The following is a 13,364-nucleotide window of genomic DNA, read 5'->3' on the forward strand; positions in this document are numbered from 1 at the left end:
GAAACGTTTGCAGTCACGCATAACCCCATATCTATGTGCCATATACGATGCATTGTCATCACTTTGGCAATGAGAGCGTTTGCAAATATTGCAATAAATTACCGTATTTTCAGTCCACATTTTCATATATGAAGTCGCTATAAACCCTGAAACTGTGGTATTTTTAGTGTTACGTTTGCAATAGCAAACGTTCTCATATTATTCTGCGAAGAAGCAGGGAGGATAAGGTGCGACGAAGCACTCGTATATTCGCATACCTTGCGAATGTATTCACATCAACATTCACAACGAAATACTGCGAACAGTCTGGGAAGCTGACCAGAGTGGAGCGCAGACGATATGCACGGAAAACCCGTGCTGTGAACATATGGAAAAAGGCGGCGGCCGGTGCAGTGGCGGCTGCCACACTATTTGGAGGAATGGGCATTGCCTCTGCTGCCTTTGCCGCCAATAGGGACAGCTATCAGGATACGGTGGGCAACTCCGCCTTTGAATCAGCCAGACAGACTTACGGTTTGGCCGAGCATATGAAGGACGGCGCCATCCTCCACGCCTGGATGTGGTCATTCAATACCATCACGGAGAATATGGAGGCGATCGCCAAAGCCGGTTACACTTCCATCCAGACAGAGCCGATGAGCAAAATCAAATATGTTCCGGCGAATGGCAAACGATTCACTGAAAATTGGTATTACGTCTACCAGCCTGCGAATACCGCAATCGGCAATTTCGTGGTTGGCAGCGAAGACGATCTGAAAACGATGACGGCAACCGCTCACAAATACGGAGTTCGTGTGATCGTTGATGTGGTGGCCAACCATTTCACTTCTGATTGGTCGGCCATAGACTCCAATTGGCAGAATACGGAGTATTTCCATAAACGCACCGGTTGCGACGGTCCCAATGGGGAAATCAAAGACTATGGCAGCCGATACAAGGTGACACAATGCCATCTTCTGGGCTTATGGGATCTCAATACGCAAAACCAGTATGTTGCCGATCGTATGCAGGAATTCCTGAAAACAGCCGTTGCGGATGGCGTTGACGGATTCCGTTATGATGCCGCCAAACATGTGGAATTGGCGAATGAGAATTTCAATAATTCAAGTTCAAATTATTGGAATACGATATTGAACAACGGGTCTCAATTCCAATACGGCGAAGTCCTGCAGGGGGATTCCGGTCTTGATTACCGGGCCTATGGCAATATGTTCCAGAACAATTCCTCCGACGGCGGCGGCAATACGGCGTCGAATTACGGGAAAACCATTCGCGCGGCGATAGCTTCGCGCAATCTCGACACCAAGATGGTGAACTACATCGATACCGGAGGCGTCAATGAGGACCAATTGGTCACCTGGGTGGAATCCCATGACAACTATGCCAATGGTGACAAGGAATCCACTTGGCTGACAGCCGAGCAAATTCGCTTTGGCTGGGCTATTGTCGGTTCCCGAAAAGCCGGCGCTCCGCTATTCTTCAATCGACCCAAGGGATCCGGCGGTTCGCAGCCGCAATTCGCGGAAACAAGCCAGCTCGGCGATACCGGCGACGGGGAATGGAACAATCCTGCAGTAGCGGCGGTGAACCACTTCCGAAATGCCATGGATGGCAAGAGCGAGTATTTGCAAAATTGCAAGGACAAGACCTGCCTCATGATCGAGCGATATGCCAAGGATGGCGTGCAGAATGACGGCGTCACGATCGCCAATATGGGAACGGATCAAAATCTCGCCGGTCTCAGCGTCAATCTTGATGATGGCACCTATCCCGATGAGGTGAATGGCGGTCAGCTTGTCGTCAAAGACGGCATAATCGTTTCCGGGTATGCCAAAGGCAACGCGATCAGTGTTTTCTACGTCAAGGGTGAATCCGATCCCAATGTGTCTGCACAGTCGGATGCGCAATCATTTTCTTCGGACAAGGTCAAGGTCACTCTGCATGCACAGGATGCTGATACCCTGCAATACACCACATCCGAAGGAGCGTCAGGAAGCTTCAAGGATGGAGACGTCATATGGGTCGGTGCCAATATTGCTGCCGGACAGAGCGTTTCGGTGACGGTGACCGGCACTGCGAGCAAAGACGGCACAAAGGTCAAGCAAGGGCAGAAGCTGAGCAACACCATAACCATGAACAAAGTGGAGGTGCCTAAGCAGAACCTCGCATCGCAATACCGCACCAATACAGAAGAGATGAAGGTGAGGAAAACCATCAACTTCAATAGCGGCAAGGATGCGAGCATCGCGGACTGGGATAGCTCCATGGTGATCGCACAGGGCGCCGCCAATGATGATCCTCGCGTCTATCGCCCCAATTCCATGTATGAAGTTCCCATTGATCTGTACACCTTGTATGGCACCTACGATGACGACAATCTGTATCTGATGTGGGAAATGACCAATGTTTCGGATGTGGTCGATACGGTTGACGATTACCCGCTGAGCCAGGGGCATCTGTGGCAAACGCAGAATCTGCCATTCCATATCGCCATCGATACCAAGGACGAAAGCACTCGTATTGGCAATAATGCCGGACTGAGCACAGGTGGATCATTGTGGGCGTCCAATATCACATGGGGCGGTGACCAGCAGATCAACAAGGTGGTCACGATTTCCACGAACGGTTCAAACGGTCCTTGGATGTATAGTGGCGATGAGAACGGCCTCGACGCCAATGCGGAATATGGTCCGGCAGCCAATGCGGAGACCAATACAAAGAAATCCAATATCAAATTTGGATATGGCAATGGCATCCTCAGCTCGCAGGTCGTTGGCATCAACGGTGGCTGGGGTGAGAACAACGGACGCTATGTCGGGGATATGAAAGTCGAAAACCAGAATGCAGCCCAATGGGTGAATTTCAACGATTTAGGCCATAATTCAGCCGGTATGGATGACCATTACGAGATCGCCATTCCATTGGAGGAACTCGGTACCACAGCAGACCATATTGACGAATATGGTCTCGGTGTTCAACTGGCTGCGACCTTCGGCTTGTCCGCCATGGATTCCTTGCCATACGATCTGGCGATGAATGACAATGCGGATCTGCCGGATACGGGTTCTCAGTTGAATAACTCCTTTGAGAAATCAGATGATGATATGTTCACTGTGACCATGGCCAATATCGGAGGAACCTCGGTGCCATCCGCAGTGAGATCAGTCTCGATCGACCAGACCGATTACACCACTGATATCACGGATGGTGTGCAGACCAAGCAGTTGACGGTCACCACCGATTCTGCCGGAGCATCGGTGTCGTGGAGCTCTTCGGATACACAGATTGCAACGGTCGACGCCGATGGTGTGGTCACCCCTGTCGCAGCCGGCGTGGCTACCATCACTGCAAAGGCGGGCGGCGTATCGGATTCGATAACCGTCACCGTCACTGGTGGCCCTCAGGTGGATCCGGTCGCAACCAACACCATATATGCCATCAAGCCTTCGGGCTGGAACAAGATGTTCGCCTATGTGTACACAGGAGACGGCTCTTCGGCCCATCCCAATGCGTCCTGGCCTGGCGTGGAGATGGAAGCGGTAGATGCGAATGATGGATGCGCCCAATCCGGTTGGTACAAGTACGTGGTTCCCGATGATTTGTCTGCGGGCGCCAAGGTCTTGTTCAACGATGGTGGCGGCCGGCAATATCCTGGCGTTAATCAGCCTGGTATGCCGTATGATGGCGGTACCGTGCAGTGGGACGGTGCAGGCAATGCGAATTCCCTGGCTGCTTTGAACTGCCCTGTAGCCGTAACCGGTGTGGTGATCAGTGGTGACGGACTGAGCGATGGAAAGCTTATTCTGAAGTCCGGCGCAAGCGTGCAGCTTTCCGCAACGGTGAAGCCCGACAACGCCACAGAACGGCGCGTCACATGGAGCAGTTCCGATTCTTCTGTGGCAATGGTCACCGGCACGGGAATGCTTACCGCAGGTTCGCAGGCCGGTACGGCAACGGTGACTGCATTCGCAGGAGGCAAGAGCGCCAGCGTCAAGGTCATGGTTTCCGCGCCTGAACGGCCTATGACGGTGTATTACAAGCCGGATCCATCATGGAAGTATGTCAAGATCAACTATCTTGCAGCAGGCAAATGGTCCGAGCCGACAAGCATGACTGCCACGTGTTCTGGTTGGTACAAGATCACGGTTCCTGATACAGGAGGTGAGCAAGTACGTATGGCCTTCGGCTACGGATCCACGTGGGACAACCAGTCCGGCAAGGATTACTATGTGTCAGGTGACAGCGTTGCCGTATCTGGAGGCCAGCTCGTTGCGGACGTCACGCCGAATTGTGCCGTCTCCAATAAACAATGAAGTAACGGTGCAATTCTTCAAGAGTTGAAGTGCTGAGGAAAGCGTCTGGCGGGGTTTCTGCTCCGCCAGACGCTTTGTTTTAGTGGCAAGACATGGTTCTCAGCGCTGATTGCAGACTTCACTGAGGTCATCATTACTGTCGTTATTTCAGCAAGAAGTGCGGTACTGAGTACTGAAATTTGCGCAGCCATCATTGCGGCAATAACTGATGCAATGATGACTGCGCTTATCTCAAATTGCTGTCAGCATCGGATGAGCGAGAATTGTTCGAATCTAGTCAATGAGTTTGTACCCGTGGCGGTCCACAACCTCTTTGAGCTTTTCGATGTAGCTCTGTGCGGCCTTGGAAAGCTTGGCTCGCTCATTGGTAACCCAGCCGACCAGCATGGTTTCGTCGCTATCGAGCGGAACGGTGAGGATTTTCTCATTGTTCAAATCACCGTTATCAATACCAGTGCACACAGTGTACGCATTCAAGCCAATGATGAAGTTGAGCATGGTTGCACGATCAGTGACATTGATTTGCTTGGGAGAGTATTCAGGCCACACCGCTTCCTCGGCGAAGAAGAAACTTCCTTCATCGCCCTGCTCGTATTGCAGGAACGGGAATGGCTTGAGATCCTCCATGGTGACACGTTGCTTGCTGGCAAGAGGGTTGTCTCTTGAAATGAACACATGCAGCGGGGCGCGGAATAACGGATGGAACTCCAGATGCCTTTCACGCAACAGCTTGCCGATAACATGCTTATTGAAATCAGAAAGATAGATGATGCCGATTTCCGACAGCATATTGGCCACTTGATTGATAATGTCCTTGGTGCGAGTCTCGCGCAGTGTGAATTCAAACTCGTCGGATTGGCTGGAGTTGATCATCTCCACGAATGCTTCCACTGCGAACATGTAATGCTGAGTGGATACGCTGCAAAGCTGCTTGCGCGGTTTCGCGTTCTTGTAACGCTCTTCAAGCAGTGAGGCCTGATCGAGCACCTGCCTGGCATATGTCAGGAATTCTGCGCCATCAACAGTCAGAGCGATGCCTTGGGACGATCGCGTGAAAATCTCGATGCCCAGTTCGTTTTCCAATTCCTTGACGGATGAGCTCAAGGCCGGCTGCGAAACATAGAGCTCGTGGGAAGCCTCGTTCATCGAACCGCATTCGACTATTTTGACGATGTATTTCAGCTGCAGCAAAGTCATACTGGCAGTGTATATCAGCGTCTCTATCGAGGGAATTTGGTTTCACTGAGCTTGTCTCCCAGCGCAATACACCTATCTAGTCCCTTGTTGGCAGAGCGACACCGAGTCCTTGCAGATCCTTGCGCGCTTGCTCGGCATCAGTGAATCGGAAAGCATGCAATCCAACAGCATGTGCACCATCGATATTTTTGGCGGTATCGTCGAAAAAGACCGAGGTTTGCGCGGAGATATCGAATCTGCGCAAAGCGAGTTCATAGATATCCGCATTCGGTTTATGCATCTTCTCCACGCCCGAAACCACCGTGCCATTCAACAGTCGTTCAAGCTGGGGGAACTTTTCAAAGGCGATATGAAATGTCTCATGTGACCAGTTGGTCAGGCCCCACACGCCGAGTCCGGCTTCGCGAATATCGTTGAGCAACGCCTCCATTCCAGGAAGCATACGGGGCAGAGCATCGCCATAATGCTTGATGTAATACCGGAAAATCGAGGCGAGTTCCTCACCGTACTCAGCCTGATATTCCACAATGAGATCGGCGAAATCCTCACCGGCATCCATGCGATCCTCATAATGATAGAAACCACAAGGATCATCGTCAGCGCAAATCCGGTCGACAATGGCCTGATCGAAATGGCCTTGCAGACATGCTCTGCATTGCCAATCCAGCAAGACTCCGCAAAAGTCAAAGATTACATCATGAATTGGCTGAGGGGTTTGCATTCCGGTCATTGCGCCACCTTTGGTTTGACGGTCTGTGTACAACGGCCAGTCTATCCGAATCTCGGCACCGAGCATGTCATGAAACCGAATCTGAAAACAGTGCCTCAACAACTTGGGGTAGTGAACCGATAAGTTCTGAGGCCACTATCGGTTGTCCTATTGTCGATGGCTGAGTCACTTGGAAATTGACGTTCTTGTCATATCTGCGTATGTGCTCGGTCAGTGACCATGGCCTCATGCCGGCAGCCGCCCGTGCCGCATTGCCGTGGATGAATGCTGCGCTCGCAGCAATGTCAACTGTGGAAATGGGCGTTGAGCTGTTTGAGTCCGTCATTGCTTCGGTTTGTGCAAGCAGAGCTCCCATAACACCAGCAAGGACATCGCCCGCGCCTGCCGTTGCGAGCCAAGAAGTGGCGCTGTCCACGGTGAGCGTTCGGATGTCGCCGTTAGTATCAGGGCCCACAACAATCGTGCATGCTCCTTTGAGCAATACCGTGGAGCCTGTGAACTGCTGGATGCGCCGAGCCCATCGGTATGGTTCGGCGTTGATTTCCTGAGCCGTGACGGTTTCTCCGTAGCGTTTGAGCAATCGTGACAATTCCCCTGAATGAGGAGTTATGATCACTCTTCCTGAGACGCGTTGGGGGAGCAGCGACAGTGCCCCTGCATCCACGCAGAGCGGAATGTCAGTTGCGGAACCATGGTGAGATGAAGGAATATCATTGCGTTCCGGATCGTTGTTACCTGCCGCACCGATCTCAACTGTGTCGACATCATGCAGGTCGGTCCCTGCCGCATCGTCCGTGTACCGCTTCAACAAGGAGGCAATATGCTCGCGTTGCGTATCATATGCGTCATCAGTATCCGGCACCCCTGAACCTACGATCCAAGACTGCACTCGACCTGGTGAAAGCACCGCCTCGGGAAGTTGGGCAAGCACCATATTCGATGCGCGATCCGGTCCCAGATAGCGAACCATCCCCACATTAGATCGTGCCGCTGCCTCTGCGGAAAGCACTGCGGCACCGGGATATTGCGCGGAACCGGTGATCAGTCCGACAACACCACGAGAATATTTTGAATCAGTATGTTGCGGCAAGCGGATTGTCTTGCGTGCGATATCGGCATCCATGGCTCTCGCAACCGGTGATGCGGTATGTAGCGGGAAATCAAAATCCACTACTATTATGCGGCCGCAACTGAAACAGGCTGGAGGCAAAATCAAGCACGGCTTCAACGCGCCGAAGGTTATGGTGACATCGGCTGCGAGCATGTCACCCGGCATTGAGCCATCGTCCACGCCAATGCCGGAGGGAGCGTCCACTGCGATAACCGAAGGCCTTGGTGATTCTGTGCAATCGCATTGCATATGGGCTCGGTCAGTGCTTTGTGTGCAAGACTGCCATGCCTCGGAATGATTGATTGCATTCACCAGTTCTTTGGCGACGCCGCGCAACGGTCCTTGAGCGCCTATCCCCGTTATGGCATCGAGCACCACATCCGCCCGGCTCACCAATTCCACTGCTTCTGCCGGAGTGCTTTTGACAATATGTCCCTCTATGGATCCGTCGCATGAGTCAGGCGTATCAAAGAAGTCACATAGATGGAAGAGCTTTCCGCCTGCCTGCAACAGAGCGGCCAATCCACCATCATGCAATGTTGCTCCGACTGCAATGGCACATACGTCGAATCCTTTGTCGGCCAGTATTGCTCCTGCATACAAACCGTCGCCGCCGTTATTGCCTGATCCGCATAGCACCACAATGCGTTGATTCCGGGGCCGGTTTTCGGGCCGCGATGCCAAGACGCCGCAGGCTACATGAGCTATCGCCGCGGCGGCCTGTGTCATAAGCGGTACGCCGGCTCGCAGCAGCGGTTCTTCGAACTCGCGGATGTGATTTACCACATACGCATTGTGGAGTAATGCATAAGCGTGGGTGTCCTTGTTATTCAAGTCCATGGAACCCTCCAAACCCTGTGAGGCCGTGATGATTCCATGGTAGCCATGACCATGACGGCTGCCGCGGTCATGACTACCATGGAACCATCACGGTTGCCGTGGTCATGACCGGCCTATGCGTCGCGAATGTTCCTATTCCTCGGCGACCAATTCCAGATAGGTGTCATTCCACAAATCCTCATCACCATCGGGCATCAACAGGACTCGTTCCGGCTTCAGGGCCTGTACGGCACCCTCGTCATGGGTGACCAGCACAATCGCGCCTTCATACTTGGCAATGGCTTTGAGGATCTCTTCGCGAGAGGCGGGGTCAAGATTATTGGTGGGCTCATCGAGAAGCAGCACATTTGCACGCGAGGTCACCAAAGCCGCCAACGCAAGGCGAGTCTTTTCTCCGCCTGAGAGCACATGCGCTGGTTTCATGGCGTCATCGCCGGAAAACAGGAAGCTACCGAGAATAGAGCGTGCGTGCGTATCATCCAATTCAGGAGCCACATGTTGCAGATTCTCCAGCACAGTGGCATCCATTTCAAGGGTGTCATGTTCCTGGGCAAAGTAACCTATCTTGCATCCATGGCCATAATCCACAACACCTGTGTCGGGCTGTTCCTCACCGGCCAATATGCGCAGGGTCGTGGTTTTGCCGGCGCCGTTGTAGCCAAGAATCACCACACGGGAGCCCTTATCAATGGCAAGGTTGATTCCGGCAAAAACGATATTCGAGCCGAATGCCTTGGAAATATCCTTGGCCATAATCGGGGTGCGTCCGCATGGCGCAGGTTCCGGGAAGCGGATATCCGCCACTTTCTCTTTTTTCTGCGCTTCGCTGGTTTCTGAAAGCAACCGTTCGGCACGGCGCATCATATTCTGTGCGGCGACGGCCTTGGTGGCCTTCGCATGCAAACGTATGCCTTGTTTCATAAGGCGTTCGGCTTTTTTCTCTGCGACTTCGCGCTCGCGACGACGGCGTTCCTCGTCAACCACGCGCTGGTGCAGATAGGCCTTCCAGCCAAGGGAATACATGTCAATCTGGCCAAGCTGCGCATCCAGATGCCAGACCTTGTTCACGACCTCATCCAGCAATTCGGTTGAGTGGGATATGACGAGGAATCCTCCCTCGAAACGCTTGAGATATCCGCGCAGCCATTCGATTGAATCGGCATCCAAATGGTTGGTGGGCTCATCGAGTATCAGCGTATCGGCATCGGAAAACAGAATGCGAGCCAGCTCGATACGTCGACGCTGTCCGCCGGATAACGTGCCCAAAGGCTGTTGCATCACTTCCTGAGGAAGTCCCAGGCTGTCGGCCATGGCTATGGCTTCTGATTGCGCGGCATAGCCGCCAGCCTTGTCGAAATCCTGCATGGCTTTGTCGTACCGGTTCATGGCCTTGGTCATAATATCCGGATCGGGATTGGTCATATCGCGCTCGGCCTTGCGCATACGCGATATTATAGCGGCGATGTCACGGGCGCTCATCATGCGATCCAAGGCGGTCTGCTCGGGGTCGTCGGCATGGGTGTCCTGCGGCAAATACCCCAGTTTGCCGCTGATGCGCACTTTTCCTGCCGCAGGCAGCATATCCGAAGTGATGACGCGGGTGAGTGTGGTCTTGCCTGCGCCATTGCGCCCTACCAGACCGATTTTGTCGCCCTTGCCGACATGGAAGTCAGTGGCATGCAACAGTGTGCGTGCACCGATTTGAATCTCCAGTCCCTGTGCGTCAATCGCCATATTCGCTACCTGCTGTTCCTATCCGTAATCGCAACATCAAAACAATCCGGGGAATATCATAGCGAAGATATGCCGAAATCAATATGAACGATGGTGTGAAATCGACACATTCCCTGAATGGAGACCTCCCGCAGTGTTGTAAGTGTCTCATGCCCTGAGCGAATTCAACGGTTCCTGTGCTCAGCTTGAAGATTAGAATTGCTCAGTCGAAGCCAAAGTGTAGGTTTGCAGTAGTCGAACAAGTGTTCGAAAATGTGTTGTGCATACGGTATTCTTGAGGCAGTAAGAACGATGACGGAGGTAGCGGTGGCATCCACCCAGACAGCGCAACGGGCTATGGCTGAACATGTCCTTGACAGTGAGTCTTTTTTGCAGCAGGAGTTGGCCAAGGCTCCGATCGTCGATCATAATGGTTCACTCGTGGCTGATATCAGTCATATCCCAAGTGATTTGAAGATCACGATTCAGGGGGCGAGGGAGCATAATCTTCGCAATGCCGATCTTTCCATCCCTCGCAATCGCATGGTGGTGTTCACTGGCCTGTCCGGATCGGGGAAGTCCTCTCTGGCTTTTGACACCTTATTCGCCGAAGGTCAACGGCGGTATGTGGAGTCCCTGAGTGCATATGCGCGTCAATTCTTGGGGCAAATGGACAAGCCGGATGTGGATTTCATAGAGGGGTTGAGCCCGGCGGTTTCCATTGACCAGAAAACCACCAACCGCAATCCGCGTTCCACTGTGGGTACCATTACGGAGATCTATGATTATCTGCGTTTGCTCTTCGCCCGAACCGGCATACCGCACTGTCCTGAGTGCGGCGAGTTGGTGAGCGCCCAAACTCCTCAGCAAATGGTTGATGCATTGCTGCAGCAACCCGAGAGAACCCGTTTTCAGATTTTGGCTCCCGTGGTGCGCGGAAGAAAAGGCGAATTCACTGATTTGCTTGAGTTGCTGCGCTCTGATGGATATGCTCGAGCGCTTATCGACGGGGAAATGCGCCAACTCTCTGACGACATCACATTGACCAAGCAAAAGAAGCACACCATAGAAGTGGTAGTGGATCGCTTGGTGATCAAGGATGGCATTCGGCAACGTTTGACCGATTCGGTTGAAACGGCACTGCGTCTTGCCAAAGGCGTCATGATCGCCGATTTCGTGGATTTGCCGGAAGATGATGACCAGCGCCGTCGACCTTTCTCAGAACATCGCGCATGCCCGAATGGTCATCAGCTGGAATTGGATGAGATCGAACCGCGAACCTTCTCCTTCAACGCGCCTTATGGTGCATGCCCCGTATGCACGGGTATCGGGTACAGTTTGGAAATCGATCCTGAGCTGGTTATCCCGGATCCAAGCAAAACCCTGAATGAGGGCGCCATCGAGCCTTGGGGAATGAGCAAGAGTTCGGGGGAATACTATCGCCATGTGCTCGAAGGCCTTGGCGAGGACCTGGGATTCGACCTCGACACTCCTTGGAAGAAGCTCTCCGAAGATATTCGCCATGCGATCATGTACGGTCATGATTTCAAGGTCAAGGTATCATACCGCAACCGTTGGGGGCGTCAGCGGGAATATTCCACCGGTTTTGAAGGCGTGGTGCGCACGCTTAAGCGACGCCATGAGGAAACCGATTCCGACCAGATGAAGCAGTACTACGAGTCATATATGCGCGAAGTGCCATGCCAGGCATGCCACGGGCGCAGGCTTCGTCCTGAAGTGCTGGCAGTCACTGTTTCCGATCAATCGATTGCCGACGTATGCGATATGCCTGTCGAAAGCAGTCTGCGTTGGGTCAATGCATTGCATCTTGAAGGTGCTGCGGCACAGATTGCAGGAGAAGTGCTTAAGGAAATTCGCGCTCGTTTGGGCTTCCTGAACGATGTGGGCTTGAATTATCTGACGCTGTCTCGGGCGGCCAAGACCCTGTCCGGCGGCGAGGCGCAGCGCATCAGGCTTGCCACGCAAATCGGTTCAGGACTTGTCGGCGTGATGTACGTACTAGATGAGCCATCCATCGGACTGCATCAGCGAGACAATGAACGGCTCATTGAAACCCTGCATCATCTGCGTGATTTGGGCAATACTTTGGTAGTTGTTGAACATGATGAAGACACCATAGAACGCGCCGATTGGCTGGTCGATATCGGACCGGGCGCAGGCGAGCATGGCGGGGAAGTGGTCTACAGCGGACCTGCCGCACATATTGTGGATGCCAAACGCTCGATTACCGGAGATTACATTGCCGGTCGGCGTTCCATAGCGGTGCCGAGCAAGCGCAGAAAAGTGCGCAAGACGAAGCAGCTCAAAGTGGTGGGGGCTCGGGAGAACAATCTGAAATCCCTGGATGTGTCCTTCCCCTTGGGAGTGATGACATGCGTCACCGGCGTGTCTGGATCAGGAAAGTCCACCTTGGTGAATTCCATCCTGTATCCGGTGCTTGCGGACAAGCTCAATGGAGCTCGCATCGTTCCCGGCAAGCACACGCGCGTGGAAGGTGTGGATCAGTGCGACAAAGTGATCCACGTCGATCAAAATCCAATCGGACGAACACCACGATCCAATCCCGCCACATACACGGGTGTGTGGGATAAGATTCGTGCCCTGTTTGCCAAAACCCCAGAGGCTCAGGTGCGCGGCTATGGTCCAGGTCGGTTCTCCTTCAACGTCAAGGGCGGCCGATGCGAAGCCTGCCACGGTGACGGCACTTTGAAAATCGAAATGAACTTTCTGCCTGATGTGTATGTCGAGTGCGAGGTCTGCCATGGCAAGCGATACAATCGCGAAACCCTGGAAGTGCTGTACAACGGCAAATCCGTGGCGGATGTGTTGAATATGCCCATTGAAGAGGCTGCGGTGTTCTTCAAGGCATATCCTTCTATCGCTCGTTATCTCGACACCTTGGTGCAGGTGGGTTTGGGATACATCCGTTTGGGTCAGCCGGCACCGACCCTCTCAGGAGGTGAGTCCCAGCGAGTCAAGCTCGCCACCGAATTGCAGCGCAGGTCGACAGGCAAAACCGTGTATATCCTTGATGAGCCGACGACTGGTTTGCACTTTGAGGATGTGCGCAAATTGCTGGTGGTCTTGCAGGGATTGGTCGATAAGGGCAATTCCGTAATCGTCATCGAGCATAATCTCGATGTGGTCAAGTCAGCGGACTGGCTGATTGATCTGGGGCCGGAAGGCGGCAGCGGCGGTGGAACCATCGTCGCGCAAGGCACCCCTGAGCAAGTGGCCCAATGTGAGGAAAGCTGGACAGGGCGGTTCCTCAAGCCAATGCTTGGAGCATAATCCGAGACTGGTTGAGACCAATACCGGCAGAAATGGGCTGGCGATGCGTGGTTGACTGGAAAGTTGACTTGAGGGTTGACTGGAAAATGCGGGCGATGGCGTGGCCATTCATTAACTGAACTATGCATCGCATACGCTTATGGCAATG

General features: G+C 53.2%; 6 protein-coding genes. 2 read left to right on the forward strand and 4 right to left on the reverse strand.

The genetic code is table 11. The annotated features are described in order from the left end of the window. Nucleotides 1–359: 359 nt before the first annotated feature. A complete protein-coding gene (locus tag BITS_RS04600; RefSeq protein WP_238556550.1) occupies nucleotides 360–4,313 on the forward strand; it encodes an Ig-like domain-containing protein in 3,954 nt (1,317 codons plus the stop codon). 273 nt (nucleotides 4,314–4,586) lie between these two features. Here the strand turns inward: BITS_RS04600 and BITS_RS04605 are convergent, their stop codons facing one another. The 4 genes from BITS_RS04605 to BITS_RS04620 all read right to left on the reverse strand — a co-directional run bounded on the left by BITS_RS04605 (nucleotide 4,587) and on the right by BITS_RS04620 (nucleotide 9,925). Further along, on the reverse strand, nucleotides 4,587–5,510 hold the full coding sequence (locus tag BITS_RS04605; RefSeq protein ID WP_026641906.1) for a LysR family transcriptional regulator: 924 nt from the start codon (nucleotides 5,508–5,510) through the stop codon (nucleotides 4,587–4,589). 76 nt (nucleotides 5,511–5,586) lie between these two features. Beyond that, a complete protein-coding gene (locus BITS_RS04610; RefSeq protein ID WP_026641905.1) occupies nucleotides 5,587–6,231 on the reverse strand; it encodes an HAD family hydrolase in 645 nt (214 codons plus the stop codon). 76 nt (nucleotides 6,232–6,307) lie between these two features. Beyond that, nucleotides 6,308–8,191 (reverse strand): bifunctional ADP-dependent NAD(P)H-hydrate dehydratase/NAD(P)H-hydrate epimerase, encoded by a 1,884-nt coding sequence (locus tag BITS_RS04615; RefSeq protein WP_026641904.1) that lies wholly within the window; start codon nucleotides 8,189–8,191, stop codon nucleotides 6,308–6,310. Between the two features lie 132 nt (nucleotides 8,192–8,323). Beyond that, nucleotides 8,324–9,925: an ABC-F family ATP-binding cassette domain-containing protein gene (locus BITS_RS04620; RefSeq protein ID WP_026641903.1), complete on the reverse strand. Its 1,602-nt coding sequence runs from the start codon at nucleotides 9,923–9,925 to the stop codon at nucleotides 8,324–8,326. Between the two features lie 336 nt (nucleotides 9,926–10,261). Here BITS_RS04620 and uvrA point away from each other — a divergent pair, with 336 nt between their 5' ends. Further along, complete coding sequence (gene uvrA / locus BITS_RS04625) at nucleotides 10,262–13,216, forward strand: excinuclease ABC subunit UvrA (RefSeq protein WP_152571196.1); 2,955 nt, start codon at nucleotides 10,262–10,264, stop codon at nucleotides 13,214–13,216. Nucleotides 13,217–13,364: the final 148 nt, after the last annotated feature.

It is taken from the genome of Bifidobacterium tsurumiense, from assembly GCF_000741765.1.
In the GTDB taxonomy this organism is placed as follows: domain Bacteria; phylum Actinomycetota; class Actinomycetes; order Actinomycetales; family Bifidobacteriaceae; genus Bifidobacterium; species Bifidobacterium tsurumiense.